Genomic DNA, 14,477 nt, shown 5'->3' on the forward strand with positions numbered 1-14,477 from the left:
GTCGGGTCCTGGCGCGATCCAGACCTGCGATCTCGACTGTCGCTATGTCCGCTTCGGAGCTTTCGCCCGAATGGGGTGAATGGCGGTAATGGAGCGCAAACCCGAACGTCCGCTTCTTGGCCTGGAGGCACAGGCCGAGACTGGCAGAAGGCGGCTGCAAATCCACTCACATCAGGCGTACAAGGCGCCCCCCCCGCCCGGGCAAGTGCTGGGAGCCGGACGACAGGGGGCAGTAACAACGATCACAAGATCACACCGCCTGGAGTGAGCTTACTCCTCTGGATCTTCCGCTTCGTCGTCGTAGGCCTCCTCGGCGATCTCGGCTTTGCCGCTCTCTTCTGCGAGACCATATACGCCGCGTCCGAGCTTGATCACCTCTCCCGCCGCGGTCATCTTGGACAGCAGCTGTCTGATGTTCACGCCGGGTACGTCGAGTTCGGCGCTTAGCTGCGCAGGTATCATCTCCTTGCCCTTCAGTGCCGCCGAGATCGCCTGCCGCTCGTCGCTGCGCCTGACCTCAGAGGCGGGGCCCTGTGCCAGCCAGGTGCCGGACGGTTTGTCGAACAGCAGAGCAGTCTCGATCTCCTCGATGTCGTGCCCACGGGCGTAGAGCGTCGTGCCCTGGCTGCTTTTGTCGAGGATCAGGATCGTGTCAGCCGCGCCTGCCGTGGTCTCGCCGGCCTCGACTGTCTGGTCTGGTGGCGTGTGGACGAAGTCGAGCATCACTGCACCCCCGCCTTGATCGTCGGCAGGGCGGCCAGCCAGCTCTGTAGGTCTTCGGCGAGGATCAGCGTCCGGCGGCCGAGCTTGCGCGCCTTCAGGCGCCCCGACTTGATCTGCTCGTACAAGAAGCTGCGGCCAACGCCGCTTGCCCCCACTGCTTCCGCGACGCTGTAACTCAACACCGTGTTCATGGATCACCTCTGTGCATCCGCCGGGATTGGCCTAGGCGGTGTACAGCGATGCGGTTGAAGAGATGCTTGACGGATTAACTTCATGTTAATTAATGGCCATTTCGGATCGCATTCCTAATCTATATCAGACTGCAGCGCAGAATGCGCTGCCCAGCTTTCCATCAGACCGCGGCGCTTCTCGAACAGGTCCGTCCGGCGATAGGCGGCTTCGACCTTGTCCTTCAGCGTGTGAGCCAGCGCCGCCTCTGCCACTTCACGTGGCGTGCTCGTCTGCTCGGCTGCCCAGTCCCGGAACGAGGAACGAAAGCCATGCACCGTCGCATCAACCTTCATCCGGCGCATCAGCATCTCCAACGCCATGTTCGACAACGGTCGGTTCTGCTTCGTGCCGGGAAAGACCAGCTCGCTCCGGCGCGCGTCGTATAGTCCGCGCAGGATCTCGCAGGTGCGCTGAGAGAGAGGAACCCGGTGCTCACGGCCGCCCTTCATGCGCTCCGTCGGCACCGTCCAGGTGCCCCGCTCGAGGTCGAGCTCACTCCAGCACGCGCCCATGGCCTCGCGGCTGCGAGCTGCCGTCAGAATCGTGAACTCCAGGCAGAGCGCACTTACGGATCCCCTTTTCCGCAGGCGCGCCATGAAGGCTGGCAGCTCCTGATAGGGAAGTGCCTTGTGATGACCGCGCGTCAGCTTCTGCTGCTTTGGCAGTAGGTGATCGAGATGTCCCCGCCAGCGGGCCGGGTTTTCGGCCGTGCGGTGGCCTTTTGCACGGGCAGCATCGAGCACCTTCTCGATCCGGCCGCGCAACCGCGAGGCTGTCTCGGGCACCTTGGTCCAGAGCGGCTTCAGGATGGCGAGTACCTGGTCGGTTGTTACCTGTTCGACCGGCACAGCCCAGATCGGCTCGCAATACTGAGTCAGCGTTGTGCGCCACTGCGCTCGGTGCTTCGGATTCCGCCAGCCGGTCTCGAGCGAGGCGATGACCTCCTCGGCCATCTCGCCGAAGGTCGGCACCTTCTTCTCAGGTTCTGCCGCGCGCATGGCGAGCGGGTTGCGCCCTTCTGCGAGGTGAGCGCGAGCAGCGGTGGCGAGCTCACGGGCACGGGCAAGGCTGACGCTGTTGACGCTGCCTGGATTGGCGCTGCCGAGGCCCATCTCGCGGAGCTTGCCGGCGGACGCCGGAAGACCTTGTGAGCGGTATCCCGCTGACAAACAGAGAGCTCTAGAACGGACATGGACGCCGATGGATAAGCGTACGACGGACACCCCTTCCGCCAGCATTCAATCTAAGTGGTTGATGTAGAAAGAAAATTTTCGGCCGAGGGAGAGGCGCCCGATCCGGTCCGCGATATCATCGTCTTCGGCGAGATCGATCCGGCGTTCGGCCGGCAAGCCACAGCCTTAAGCCCATCGTCTCGCGATCCAACACACCGCGTCGAAGCCGACATGGGTGGGACCGGCAACGGCCAGCAGAGGGTCAGTCCGCTCGCCCGCCTCGCTCGGTGCGAGCCTCTACAGGGGGTCGATGCCCTCACCGCGGGCGGGATTGTTCAACCGATCGGTGGACAGTCGGACAGAACGTGGTGGTCGTGACGGGGCTTCCGGTATCTTCGGCCGGCTCGGGTCCTCGGAACGCGGAACCTCCCAAGCACGAGGGGTCTGCGATCGACACGGAGGGCTATTTGGACAGCGGCAGCCCATCCTCACCATAGGAACCAGACACACCTCCGAAGAACTTCTTGATCGGAACATAGGTTGGATTGAATAGGATTGCCAGCCGAAGATCGATGATGTCATTCTCCGTCAGCATGACAGATCCCGAAGTCTGATTTTTTTGCAGGATGTTATTCGCGATGACCGCGGCGGCGACATCGATCTGGTTCGCCGGAGGATCTGGCGGCTGAAAGCATTGATTGTAGAGTTGTTCCGCGATGTTTGCGCACGCCTCGTTGGTGACCCAGGTCACCTTTCGCTTGCGCGCATCAATGAGTGCGTGGGTGCACTCATGGACGATCGACCTCCGTTCCCACAAATTCTGTCCGAAATTCGCCTTGGGAAATTCCAAGGCATTTTCACGCTGATTATATTGGGCGCCGGCCAATTTCGACAGTTTTTTGATATTGAAATTGAGACCCGGGCCTGCCTTCTTTTTTGGAACCAGGCTCAATGCAACGTAGCTGAACCCTGAACCGTCGATATGCGTGCCATCCACGGTAAAATCGATGAACTGGCATGCGGGCGACATCAAAATCTGTCCAACCCTGTCGCGGAGTCCTTGGTTGTCAGCCATGGCACCACCTCCTGTGCTCGCGATTTATAATCCCGACATCCACCATTGATCAAGTCACGGACTTTGCAGGACAATCACCATTCGATTTTGTGACGTGGTCTAGCCAGCATCCCATATACGGCTTGCCTTCGCTCGACTCGGGGCATGACTTTGCCCGGCATAGGCCCCGATCGAAGGTCGGTTCAGCCGCTCGGATGGACGGCATCGGCCGACGGAGCACGGGCTCCACGCGCATGCGAGATCTGTTCGGAAGCGCCTGCGCGCGATCGCACGCAGGCACGCGAACCATTTGCTTCCGGGACTGCCGACGGGGATGCGGATCCGTGCATCACCCCGATCAGTACGAGATGAAGTCTGATCCGACCGCCCGAAGCATCATGAGCATCTGGCGAAGCCCGCATCTACGACTTGTATCTAGTTAATAATGCTTAGATACGCTGACATGATGGTGGAAATTTCTGATTTACAATTGTTAATGCATCAGACTAAAGTATCTTTACTCTGCTAGATTGAACTCGGCGAAATCATAGACGACAGGTTCTATCGAATGTGCATCAACACGTATTTTTGATTAGAAGCCGACTGTGACGGATTATTTGCGATGCAATCCAATCTAATTTCGATATTCAGAAAGATTATGTCAAGATTTTACGTCGTGCGTAACAAAATAAATTCAGGGGATTGCAATGCCGCGCGCATTCCAACTCAGGCGATATCGGCCATTATGCATCACCGCAACGTGCTTCTTCATGATTTGGGCTGGCCACGGTCCGCCTGTCACGGCACAAGTCATTGGACCGCGTGAAGTCGGGAGCCCCCAGCCCTTGGTCTCGACACGCAATGTCGAGGGAGAGACTGGCACGCCCATTCGGCTCGTGATCGATATAACGCCGCCTCCCGGTACATCCACACTCAAGACGTATCTGCTCGGCGTGCCGATGGGGGCACGCCTCGCGGACCCCACGCACGAACTCACGGCTGCCGACGAAGACTCCTTCATAGATGTGACGAACTGGAGACTGCCAGAACTCTCCGTCACGCTGAGACCGGATCAGGCCGGAACATTCCTCGTCACCGTGGCTGCTTTATCCATCACCGGTGACAATCAGCTCAAGCCGATCGTCAATTCCAGCTTCACGATCGTCGCGAAGCCGCATCGTCCCTCCTTATCCGACCAGGATACGAGCGACGTCGCCCAGCCGACCCGCACGCCCGACCCGGCACCGGGTCCAAGCTCCTCCGCGAACGTCTACATCCCTCACCTGGACGCCGTAACGTCCTCGAAGGAACAGCCCGTGCGGGTGCAAGGAACCGAATCAGCGGGTAGAAATCAATCCCAAGCTCAAGCGTCCGCACCGCGGCTTTCAACGACGGGCAGCACAGCGCCGACACCGTCGGAGCCCAATCCTGCGACCCTGGTCGAGCGCGCGGAACAGCTCATCCGTACGGGAAACATCAGCGGTGCGCGTCGTTTGCTGGAACGGGCCATGGCACGCGATGAACCGCGAGCCGCCTTCCTGCTGGCCCAGACCTGCGACCCCAAGATGCTCCGGATGTGGAAGGTGCAGGGGGTTCAGCCCGATCCCGAGCGCGCCCGAAGCCTCTACGCGAGAGCCGGTCGGGACGGCATCACCGACCCCAAGAATCTGGCTGCTGTCGACCGTTAGAATCAATGAGGGGGAGAGTATTCAAATGTTTCCGGCGCGCTTCTCTCTGATCGCTCTGTTTGTCGCGATGACGGCACTGAGTACGTCGAGCTGCTTTTCGCGTGAGGGTGATGCGCGTCAGACGGAATCGCGCGAACCGACGACCGAAGCGATGCTCAGCAAGACGATGAATGCGAACACGGTGTCCATCATTACGGGAACGCTGGGCGGGACCTACTTCCGTATCGGTTCCGATCTCGCCTTCGTGCTCAATGAGGGCGGCAAAATTCGCGTTCTGCCAATCCTAGGCCAAGGTGCCGGAGAGAACGCTTATGATTTGCGCTTCCTCAAGGGCGTCGACCTTGGCTTCGTGCGGACCGACACCTTCGAGCAGCTCCGACAAGACAAGAGGCTGAAGGACATCGATCAGCACATTCAGTACATCTCGAAATTATTTGATGACGAACTCCATGTCATCGCACTCAAAGACGTCAGCGATATAAAGCAGCTCGCCGGAAAGCGTGTCACGTTCGACGTGAAGGGAAGCGGGACGGACTTCACGGGGCGCGCAATGTTCCGAGGCCTCGGCATCAATGTGGATGCCGTCAATGTCGATCAGCCGACCGCCTTCGAGATGCTGCGGAAGGGAGAGGTCGAGGCCGTCGTGTCGGTCGCTGCCAAGCCGGTTTCCGTGGTCGCAAGCTTCGACCCGGGTGGACGCTTCCACTTCGTGAAGGTGCCTTATCTCGACACGGTGAGCGAGGCCTACGTCCCTGCAACGCTGACGCAAGCCGATTATCCGCGGCTCATCGCGGGCGATGAGGCCGTCGAAACGCTCGCGGTTGGCACGATCCTTGGCGTTTACAATCATCCCAAAGGGTCGGAGCGATATCGGAAGCTTGAGCGTTTCGTTCAGACCTTCTTCGATCAGTTCGATCGATTTCTCGCTCCGCAGCGGCATGCGAAATGGCGAGAGGTCAACCTTGCGGCATCGGTCCCTGGATGGACCCGCTTCCGGCCGGCCCAGGAATGGCTCGATGCGCATCGTGAGGGACCATCGTCTCAGAAGGAGATCGAGCAGTTCCTCGACGAACAACAACAGGGCGCCTCCGCCGACAAGGAGCAGGTCTATCGCGCCTATTTGGCGTGGCGCCGCGCCAAGCAGACGGTTCAGGGGTTCGCTCATCGCTAGCCGCGAGAGCGCTCGGCGTCATCGCGCTGGTGCGAGAGGATCGGCCCGCGGCGCGTCGTTGTCGGCCTTCACGGCGCACGCTATGATCTGCCTTGTCCGCCCGGCAGGCCGTCGACCGGACGCGTTACCGACGGGTCCGACGCAACGTCCTACAGTGGGTCGTTGCTGAAAAAACTCAGCTCACATCGATCAAGGGCCTATGCGGTGCTGCTCGCGGCCGGAACGACGCTTTCCGCCAGCATGCTCCGGATCCGAAGGGATCAGCGGCCCGGACCGCGTCGGCCAGGGGGGAGTGACGATGACCAAGCTTCGGATGCGCGTGATCGTCGCTGCAGCGATCCTGTCGGGCCTCGCTGGGCAGGCCCAGGCCTTCTGCACCTGCGCCTGCGTCAGCGGGCAGGCGAGAAACGTCTGCACGAACCCGACGGATACCGAGCTGATCTGCAACCAGATCTGCCCGATCAACGTCGTGCCGCCCGGCAGTTCGCAATCCGGGTCGGGAGCGGGCGGACTTCCAACCGGCGCCGCTGCGGTGGGGGCTCAGGGCCTGTCGGCCGCGGGCGCGATCGGCCGCTGACCCGGCAGCCGACTCGGGAACGACGCGCTCCGGTACCATGAACAGCATGGCCGCCAACGATTCCGGGGCGGGCTCGATGCTAGACGTGAAGGGCGGCGTGCGCTCGGGCAGCCGCGGCCGGGCTCGACCCTGGCATCCGGCCTCTCAGGCCTCACGCCTCGACCGCACGGCGTTGTCGCGCCGCAGCAGGAGATCGCGGCGAGATCCGGCCGGCAGGCTGAACCCGATCGGCCGCGCGTCCTTGCTCCGAGCTTGGCCGGAGGGCGCGTCCGCTTGCCGCAGACTGAGACGGGCCGGCACTTCCGATCCGTCGATCCACCCTCGCTTGGCGACGGCCGGATCGGAGCGAAGCCCCGGCGCCCCCAAACGAATGAGCCACTTAGAGCACCTCGCCAAAGAGGCTCTTAGCCCCACCTCAGATCCCTGTCGGGCTCCCTTTTCGAACAGAGGGATGATCGAGGGCGCAGGCCCTACACCTTGGATTGTTGAGATGATCTAGAGTATGCTAGCGTCGATCTCGAGCCGCTAGTTTATCCATACTTTCTTGTTTGCAGTGCAGCGAACCGATACGACTGATCGAACATCCCGTCGGGACCGGCCACCGACAACCACCACCTAGTGTTACATGTGAAGGCCTGATCCAGATGTGACGGCACCAGCATCGGCCGCTTGTGGCGACAGTGGATTCTGCCCCCTAAAAGGAATGTCCATGGACTGCGGTACGATCGTGCTGTTCGCTGGCCTCTGCGCGGTCGTCGGCCCCGTTGCCGGGGCGTTCATCATCGCCTGGGCGATCAACGGTGCCGAGGAACGGCTCTCGGCGCAGGTCGGCGCGCTGCCGCATCATCTGGCACATCTGCGCATCGAGGCTCTGGTGGCCGAAGCCCAGCAACGCGCCGCGGAGACGACGGAGAGGCCGACACGCAACGCCTCCTGGCGGAGATCCGAATTGTCCTGACGGCGGCGATAGCATGTCCGTTGCGGGTCCGGCCTCGGCTCCCGTCGCGTGTCAGCATTCCGGCAGGTTGACCGCGAGCCCGGCAAGGCTCGTCTCCTTGTACTTGGTGCTCATCTCCTCGCCGGTCTGCCGCATCGCCGCGATGCAGTTGTCGAGCGGCATGAAGTGCGAGCCGTCGCCGCGCAGGGCCAGGGACGCCGCCGCCACGGCCTTGGTCGCGCCGATGCCGTTGCGCTCGATGCAGGGCACCTGGACCAAGCCGGCAACGGGGTCGCAGGTCATGCCGAGATGGTGCTCCAGGGCGATCTCGGCCGCGTTCTCGACCTGGGCGGGCGTCCCGCCCAGCACGGCGCAGAGCCCGGCCGCCGCCATCGCGCTGGCGGAGCCGACCTCGCCCTGGCAGCCGGCCTCTGCGCCGGAGATCGAGGCGTTGTGCTTGATCAGGCCGCCGATGGCGGCAGCCGTCAGCAGGAAGTCGGGGATCCGGCTCGGTTCGGCCCCGATGCAATGGTCCAGATAGTACCGGATCACGGCCGGCACCACGCCGGCGGCACCGTTGGTCGGTGCGGTCACCACCCGGCCTCCGGCCGCGTTCTCCTCGTTGACCGCCATGGCGTACACGCTCAGCCAGTCCGTGATGCTGTGCGGCTGGGCCGCGTTCGAGCCGCGCTCGCCCGCGAGCTGATCCCGGATGTGCTTGGCCCGGCGCCGGACGCGGAGACCGCCGGGCAGTTCGCCCTCACAGGACAGCCCGCGCTCGACGCAACTGTTCATCACCTGCCAGATCCGCGCGAGGCCCGCATCGATCTCCGCCTCCGGATGGTTCACGGCCTCGTTCGCGCGCTTCATCGCGGCGATCGACAGGCGGCTCTCGCGCGCCATCCGCAGCATGGCCGCCGAGGACTCGAACGGGTAGGGCCAGAGTTGCGGATCCGCCGCCTCGGTGGGCGGCGGCAGGTCGGCGTCGCGCTGCGCGGCGGTGACGATGAAGCCGCCTCCGATCGAGTAGTAGGTCTCCGCCAGGACCGGCTCGCGATCCGCGCCGAGGGCCGTGATGACCAATCCGTTGGCATGCCCCGGCAAGGGAGGCCCAAAGTCGAACACGATCGCGGTGGTGGGATCGAAGGCGAGGACGGGCAGTCCCGGCGGCGTGAGGCAGCGGGAAGCGCGCAGATCCTCGAGCCGCCGTTCCGCCTCGTCGATGTCGATATCGGCGGGGCGGAAGCCGAGGAGGCCGAACGCCACGGCCCGGTCGGTGGCGTGGCCCTTTCCGGTGAAGGCCAGCGAGCCGTGGAGGCTGACCCGGATGGCCGTCGCGGCGCCGGCTGCCTCGCTCCGGCTCAGAGTGTCCAGGAAATCGGCAGCCGCCGTCATCGGTCCCATCGTGTGGGACGAGGACGGGCCGATGCCGGGCTTGAACACATCGAAAACACTCAGAAACATCGGTCTCGTCCATTCGGACCGCGGGCCCGCCATCGCGCAGGCGGGCCGCGGCTGTGCTGTTCGTTCGGAAACCGGCAGGACCGGGCAGTGCCCCGCCCGAGCCGGCATGCGTCGTCTCTCGCCAGGGAACGCCGGGACCGCGCTCGGCTCAAGAGCGCACGCAGCGGGCGCATCCCGGCCGGTCTCGGCGGCCCTCCTATGGAAGAATCGCGCCAGACGTGGCCGGCCCGACGCGGTCGCTCACAGGTATGGGCGACCGCGGATAGACCCCGATCGCCCGGGACGGCATCGTCCAGGCTGCGTGCGCCGCAGTGCGGGGCTCGGCAAGACGATATCGGGGTGCGCCTCAAGCACAATCGTGGATGAAATAAATCGATTATACAACCTGCGATGCGAAATCCCAGAAACTCCAACAAACCCTCGCCTTTAAACCAAATTTTAACCCTTAAGCTGCAATTTGTCGCGGTCCGCTCCGCGGTTATCCGCATCGAACACTTGATCGGCGCTGGGGCGTGCGATCGTGGCATCACGCCCAGGGACTGACTCCATGGCTCTCGTCAAAAAGGCCGCCCTCACGGGGCAGCGATCGCTTGCGCGCGGCAGCGAGCAGGCCAACCTCAACCAGCTCGGCCGCCTCAACGAGGAGCACCGCCGCAAGGCGCGCACCTATGCCAAGCAGCAGAAGGCCGCCGAGCGGATCGCGGCCGCCACCACCGAGCTCGCCAGCGGCGTCACGGAGGCCTCCTCCGCCGCCGAGGAGCTGCGCAAGGCCATGGAGCAGATCGCCAGCGGCGCGCAGCAGGCGGCCGGCGCCGCCGAGCAGTCGCAGCGCGCGGTGACCGGCGTCTCCGAGGCGATCATCGCCTCGCGCAATGAGGCCGAGATCTCCAGCCAGAAGAGCGGCGCCCTGCAGACCCTGATCGCGGGCGTCAGCCAGCAGATCGCAGGCAGCATCGTCTCGATCGCCACCGCCGCCGAGCGCCAGTCGGAATCGGTCAAGCTCATCGTCGAGCTCGAGCGTCAGGCCGCCAATATCGGCGACATCGTCCGCGCGGTGGCCCGCATCGCCGACCAGACCAATCTCCTTGCCCTCAACGCGGCCATCGAGGCGGCCCGGGCCGGCCAGCACGGCAAGGGTTTCGCGGTGGTGGCCGACGAGGTCCGTACCCTGGCCGAGACTTCCGAGAAGAGCGCCCAGGAGATCCAGGAGCTGATCGGCCGGATCCAGGGCGACGTGAAGGTGATCGCCGACGGCATCAACGGCGCCGCCGAGAGCACCCGGCAGGAGGTGGAGAAGGGCAAGACGATCACGGCGCAGCTCGAGAGCGTGCGCTCCGCGATGGTCGCGATCATGAGCGCGGGCGACGACATCCGCCGGGCCGCGCTCGAAGCCGAGAAGGCGGCGCTCGAGGCCCAGAAGGGGTCCGAGGCCATCGCCGCCGCGGCCGAGGAGCAATCCTCCGCCTGCCAGGAATCGCTCAAGACGGTCGAGCAGCAGACCACGGCGCTCGAGCAGAGCGAGCAGGCCGCCACCGAGCTCTCGACCCTCGCCGACGAGCTGAAGAACGCCACCGATATCGGCAAGAGCGCGGAGGAGGTCGCCTCCGCGGCCGAGGAGCTGTCCTCGGCGGTGGAGGAGATCAACCGGGCCGCCAGCCAGATCATGACCGCCCTCGACCAGATCAACCGCGGCGCCCAGCAGCAATCGTCCGCCTCCCAGCAATCCGCCGCCGCGATCACCCAGATCGAGAAGGGCGCCGCCCTGGCGCAGGAACGGGCGCGGGACTCGCTGGAGCGCGGCGGCATGATCAGCACCCAGCTCCAGGAGAACCGCGCCGCGGTGGATGGCCTCGTCGAGGGCGTCACCCGCTCCCTGGAGGAGACCAACAAGAGCCGCGAGCAGATCAACGCGCTGGAGCAGGTGAGCCGGAAGATCGACAAGATCGTCGATGCCATCACCACCGTAGCGATCCAGACCAACATGCTGGCCGTCAACGGCTCGATCGAGGCGGCCCGGGCCGGCGAGTTCGGCAAGGGCTTCATGGTGGTCTCCACCGACATCCGCAATCTCGCCCGGGATTCCTCGGAGAATGCCGAGCGGATCAAGGATCTCGTCAAGGCGATCCAGGACCAGATCGTCTTCGTCCGCCGCGACCTGGAGGAGATCTCCGCCGCCGCCGCCTCCGAGGTCGAGAAGAACAAGGCGATCACCCGCGATCTCGGGACCACCGCCGAAGACATGGTGATCGTGCTCGACGGCAACCGGCAGATCCTCCAGGGCTCCGACATGATCCTGCGCAACGTCCAGGAGGCCCAGCGCGGCGTCGACCAGATCGCCGCCGCGGCCAAGCAGGCGGGCCAGGCGGCGGTCGAGGCGCAGCAGGCGGCCCGCGAGCAGTCCAAGGGCGCCGAGGAGCTGGCGGCCGCGATCGAGGAGATCGCCTCGCTCGCCGACGAGCTGCAGAACCAGGACTGATCCGGTCGCGCGGGATGCGGGCGCGGCCTCCGCCACGCCAGCACCCGGCCAGCGAACCGCGCGCGTCCCGCGCCCTTCGGCCGGGACGATCCGAGAAGGCGGTGGCCCCGGGCACCGCCTCCAGGCCCCCGTCACAGCGAGCACCGGCCGGTCCGCGGACCGCGCAGCGGGATCAAGGGAATCCGATGTCCAGCTCAGCCCAGCCCGAGATCGCGGAGCGCGAGGGCGCCGCGGCCCAGACCGGCCAGACCATCCGACAATTCGTGACCTTCCATATCGAGCGCGAGACCTATGCCGTCCCGCTCGCCGAGGTGCAGGAGATCATCCGGCTGCCCGAGATGGTCGACGTGCCCCTCGCCCCCACCTGCCTGGCGGGGCTCGCCAACCTGCGCGGCTCGGTCCTGCCCATCGCCAGCCTGCGCCGCCTGTTCGCCCTGGCCGACCGGCCGCACGACGACGCCACCCGCGTCGTCGTCGTCAGCCAGGGCACGGCCTTCGGCTTCGTCGTCGACCGCATGGCGAGCGTGGTCACCGCCGAGCTCGGCGAGATCGAGGGCACCGAGAGCCTCGGCGGCAGCGTCGACACCGACATGCTGTCGGGGGTGATCAAGCGCGAGAGCGGCATGGTCATGATCATCGACCCCGCCCGCCTGATGCAGCGCAGCGGCGGTGCCCGCGCCATCGTTGCCGGACCGCGGGCGGAGCTGCTGGCGGAAGCCGGCCCGCTCTCCAGCTCCCGCGGCGAAGCCGAGGCCGGCGGCACCTCCGACGAGATCCAGCTCGTGTCCTTCGAGCTCGCGGGCCAGGAATACGCCCTGCCGATCGAGCACGTTCAGGAGATCGTGCAGGTCCCGGAGATCGTGAGCGCCGTGCCCAACGCGCCGCGCCACGTCATCGGCGTGATCACCCTGCGCGAGCGCCTGCTGCCCCTGGTGAGCCTGCGCCAGCTGTTCGGCCTCGCCGAGACGGGCCTGAGCGAGCAGAGCCGCATCGTCGTGGTGTCCTGGAACGGCGCCGCCGACGGCTCGGTCGGGATCGTGACCGACACGGTCAAGGAGGTGCTGCGCGTGGCCCGCGGGATCGTCGACCCGCTTCCGGACCTGCTCTCGGGCTCGGGGGGCCTGCGCGAGATCGAGGCGATCTGCCGGATCGACCAGGGCCGCCGCCTCGTCTCGATCCTGTCGGCGGAGCGCCTGTTCGACAGCGCGGCCCTGACCATGGGCGACACGGCCGGGAAGGAGGATACGATGCGGGACATGCGGACGGACGGGACGGTGTCGGCCGACGAGGAGGAGCAGTTCGTGGTCTTCCGCCTCGCCGACGAGGAATACGGCGTGTCGATCGACGCCGTCCACGAGATCGTGCGGGTGCCCGAGCAGCTCACCCGCGTGCCGCGGACCCCGCGCTTCATCGAGGGCGTCGTCAACCTGCGCGGGGCGGTGCTGCCGGTGGTGGACCAGCGCCGCCGCTTCCAGCTGCCGGACAGCGAGCGCAACGACCGCCAGCGGATCATGGTGTTCATGATCGAGAACGTGCGCACGGGCTTCATCGTCGACTCGGTCTCGGAGGTGCTGAAGATCCCGCGATCGGCGATCGCCCCGGCGCCGGACCTCGCCCAGGACGAGGGCAGCGCCATCGAGCGCATCGCCAACCTCGCCGAGGCCAAGCGCATCATCCTGATGCTGAACGTCGACCGGCTCCTGAACCGGCGCGAAGTCGCCGACCTGCGCCGCGCCGCCTGAGGCGGCGTGCCCCGAAGCCACCGCGCCGCGAGGTGCGGCGGCCGGACCCGGACGACAAACCCGACCCCGTTGCCCCGATGACCAAGCTCCTGATCGTCGACGACTCGGCCCTGATGCGCAAATTCCTGCGCATGATCTTCGAGGAGAGCGGCTTCTCCGAGGTGCGGACCGCCCGCAACGGGCGCGACGCCCTCGAACAGGTCGCCCTGTTCGATCCCGACGTCGTCACCCTCGACATCAACATGCCGGAGATGGACGGCCTGACCTGCCTCAGCGAGATCATGGCCGAGACGCCCCGTCCGGTGGTCATGGTCTCCTCGCTGACCAGCGAGAGCGCTGCGGTGACCCTGGAGGCGGTTCAGCTCGGCGCGGTCGATTATGTCGAGAAGCCCGGCGGCACGGTCTCGCTCAACATCGCCACCATCCGCGATGAGATGGTCGAGAAGGTCCGCATCGCCGCGCGGGCGAAGCCGCGGCGCGCCCTCGGCCTGCTCGACCGCGTCCGCCGGACCAAGCAGGCCGCGCCGCCGCAGCCGCGCCGCGCCGCGGCAGGCGGACGGCCGGAGGGCTGCGTGCTGATCGGCGTCTCCACCGGCGGCCCCCGCACCCTGGAGGACATCCTGCCCGAGCTGCCGGCGGACCTGCCCTGGCCGGTGGTGATCGCCCAGCACATGCCGGGCTCCTTCACCGGCCCCTTCGCCCAGCGCCTCGACCGGATCTGCGCCCTCTCCGTCCGCGAGGTGACGGCGCCCGCCCCGCTCACGGCAGGCCACGTCTATATCGGCCGCGGCGATGCCGACGTGGTGATCGAGCGCCGGCTCGGCCGGCTCGTGGTCACCTCCCTGCCGAGCGATCCGGCCCTGCGCTGGCACCCGAGCGTCGACCGCCTGGTGCGCTCCGCCAGCGCGGCGATGCCGCCTCAGGGACTCGTCGCCGTCGAGCTGACCGGCATGGGCGACGACGGCGCCGCCGCGATGACCGAGCTGCGCGCGGCCGGCGGCCGCACCATCGCCGAAGCGGAATCGAGCGCCGTCGTGTTCGGCATGCCGGCCGAGCTGATCCGCCGCGGGGGCGCCACGCTCACGCTCCCGGCCCGTTCCATTCCGGCCCAGCTCGTCAGCTGGCTGTCCTGAGGTTCCCATGGCCCTTGTCCGCCGAACGACGATCCCCGCCCCGGCGGACGCCCCCAGCGATCCGCGCGCGGCCCTCGGCGCCGCCTCGGCGGCGGCGCGGCGCGAGGCT

The 14,477-nt window shown here is 65.8% G+C and carries 12 protein-coding genes; 7 read left to right on the plus strand and 5 right to left on the minus strand.

Features of this window, described 5'->3' with window-relative positions:
* Nucleotides 1-270: 270 nt before the first annotated feature.
* From MET9862_RS25500 to MET9862_RS25515, 4 genes are all read right to left on the minus strand, one after another.
* The gene (locus MET9862_RS25500; protein ID WP_142585766.1) at nt 271-723 is read right to left on the minus strand and encodes a hypothetical protein; all 453 of its coding nucleotides are present in this window, start codon (nt 721-723) and stop codon (nt 271-273) included.
* Entirely contained in the window at nt 723-914 is a 192-nt protein-coding gene (locus tag MET9862_RS25505; protein ID WP_142585767.1) for a helix-turn-helix domain-containing protein, read from the minus strand. Before MET9862_RS25505 ends, MET9862_RS25500 begins: the two co-directional genes overlap by 1 nt.
* Before the next feature lie 114 nt (nt 915-1,028).
* Nucleotides 1,029-2,066 carry a tyrosine-type recombinase/integrase gene (locus MET9862_RS25510; protein ID WP_244612906.1) on the minus strand — a complete coding sequence of 346 codons (1,038 nt, stop codon included), beginning with the start codon at nt 2,064-2,066 and terminating at the stop codon, nt 1,029-1,031.
* Nucleotides 2,067-2,589: 523 nt separating this feature from the next.
* A complete protein-coding gene (locus tag MET9862_RS25515) occupies nt 2,590-3,201 on the minus strand; it encodes a hypothetical protein (protein ID WP_142585769.1) in 612 nt (203 codons plus the stop codon).
* 824 nt (nt 3,202-4,025) lie between these two features.
* Here MET9862_RS25515 and MET9862_RS25520 point away from each other — a divergent pair.
* From MET9862_RS25520 to MET9862_RS25535, 4 genes are all read left to right on the plus strand, one after another.
* Nucleotides 4,026-4,868, plus strand: a complete 843-nt coding sequence (locus tag MET9862_RS25520) for an SEL1-like repeat protein (RefSeq protein ID WP_142585770.1) — start codon at nt 4,026-4,028, stop codon at nt 4,866-4,868.
* A 25-nt stretch (nt 4,869-4,893) separates the two neighbouring features.
* Complete coding sequence (locus MET9862_RS25525) at nt 4,894-6,039, plus strand: TAXI family TRAP transporter solute-binding subunit (protein ID WP_244612907.1); 1,146 nt, start codon at nt 4,894-4,896, stop codon at nt 6,037-6,039.
* Nucleotides 6,040-6,337: 298 nt separating this feature from the next.
* A complete protein-coding gene (locus MET9862_RS25530) occupies nt 6,338-6,616 on the plus strand; it encodes a hypothetical protein (RefSeq protein WP_142585771.1) in 279 nt (92 codons plus the stop codon).
* A gap of 709 nt (nt 6,617-7,325) precedes the next feature.
* A complete protein-coding gene (locus MET9862_RS25535; RefSeq protein WP_142585772.1) occupies nt 7,326-7,574 on the plus strand; it encodes a hypothetical protein in 249 nt (82 codons plus the stop codon).
* A 51-nt stretch (nt 7,575-7,625) separates the two neighbouring features.
* Here MET9862_RS25535 and MET9862_RS25540 read toward each other — a convergent pair whose 3' ends face one another.
* On the minus strand, nt 7,626-9,017 hold the full coding sequence (locus MET9862_RS25540; protein ID WP_142585773.1) for an L-serine ammonia-lyase: 1,392 nt from the start codon (nt 9,015-9,017) through the stop codon (nt 7,626-7,628).
* A 547-nt stretch (nt 9,018-9,564) separates the two neighbouring features.
* On the opposite strand from MET9862_RS25540, the gene MET9862_RS25545 reads away from it, so the two are divergent.
* The 3 genes from MET9862_RS25545 (at nt 9,565) to cheB (ending at nt 14,368) form a co-directional block, all read left to right on the plus strand.
* Entirely contained in the window at nt 9,565-11,493 is a 1,929-nt protein-coding gene (locus MET9862_RS25545; protein WP_142585774.1) for a methyl-accepting chemotaxis protein, read from the plus strand.
* Nucleotides 11,494-11,678: 185 nt separating this feature from the next.
* Nucleotides 11,679-13,235 (plus strand): chemotaxis protein CheW, encoded by a 1,557-nt coding sequence (locus tag MET9862_RS25550; protein WP_142585775.1) that lies wholly within the window; start codon nt 11,679-11,681, stop codon nt 13,233-13,235.
* A 77-nt stretch (nt 13,236-13,312) separates the two neighbouring features.
* Nucleotides 13,313-14,368, plus strand: a complete 1,056-nt coding sequence (gene cheB / locus MET9862_RS25555; protein WP_142585776.1) for a chemotaxis-specific protein-glutamate methyltransferase CheB — start codon at nt 13,313-13,315, stop codon at nt 14,366-14,368.
* The last annotated feature ends 109 nt before the right edge of the window (nt 14,369-14,477 follow it).

This window comes from Methylobacterium symbioticum, assembly GCF_902141845.1.
Lineage (GTDB): Bacteria > Pseudomonadota > Alphaproteobacteria > Rhizobiales > Beijerinckiaceae > Methylobacterium > Methylobacterium symbioticum.

Excerpts from the sequence above, each read along its gene's own strand:
- MET9862_RS25500 (WP_142585766.1), bottom strand. The coding sequence starts at position 723 with ATGCTCGACTTCGTCCACACGCCACCAGACCAGACAGTCGAGGCCGGC.
- MET9862_RS25505 (WP_142585767.1), bottom strand. The coding sequence starts at position 914 with ATGAACACGGTGTTGAGTTACAGCGTCGCGGAAGCAGTGGGGGCAAGC.
- MET9862_RS25510 (WP_244612906.1), bottom strand. The coding sequence starts at position 2,066 with ATGGGCCTCGGCAGCGCCAATCCAGGCAGCGTCAACAGCGTCAGCCTT.
- MET9862_RS25515 (WP_142585769.1), bottom strand. The coding sequence starts at position 3,201 with ATGGCTGACAACCAAGGACTCCGCGACAGGGTTGGACAGATTTTGATG.
- MET9862_RS25525 (WP_244612907.1), top strand. The coding sequence starts at position 4,894 with ATGTTTCCGGCGCGCTTCTCTCTGATCGCTCTGTTTGTCGCGATGACG.
- MET9862_RS25530 (WP_142585771.1), top strand. The coding sequence starts at position 6,338 with ATGACCAAGCTTCGGATGCGCGTGATCGTCGCTGCAGCGATCCTGTCG.
- MET9862_RS25535 (WP_142585772.1), top strand. The coding sequence starts at position 7,326 with ATGGACTGCGGTACGATCGTGCTGTTCGCTGGCCTCTGCGCGGTCGTC.
- MET9862_RS25540 (WP_142585773.1), bottom strand. The coding sequence starts at position 9,017 with ATGTTTCTGAGTGTTTTCGATGTGTTCAAGCCCGGCATCGGCCCGTCC.
- MET9862_RS25545 (WP_142585774.1), top strand. The coding sequence starts at position 9,565 with ATGGCTCTCGTCAAAAAGGCCGCCCTCACGGGGCAGCGATCGCTTGCG.
- MET9862_RS25550 (WP_142585775.1), top strand. The coding sequence starts at position 11,679 with ATGTCCAGCTCAGCCCAGCCCGAGATCGCGGAGCGCGAGGGCGCCGCG.
- cheB (WP_142585776.1), top strand. The coding sequence starts at position 13,313 with ATGACCAAGCTCCTGATCGTCGACGACTCGGCCCTGATGCGCAAATTC.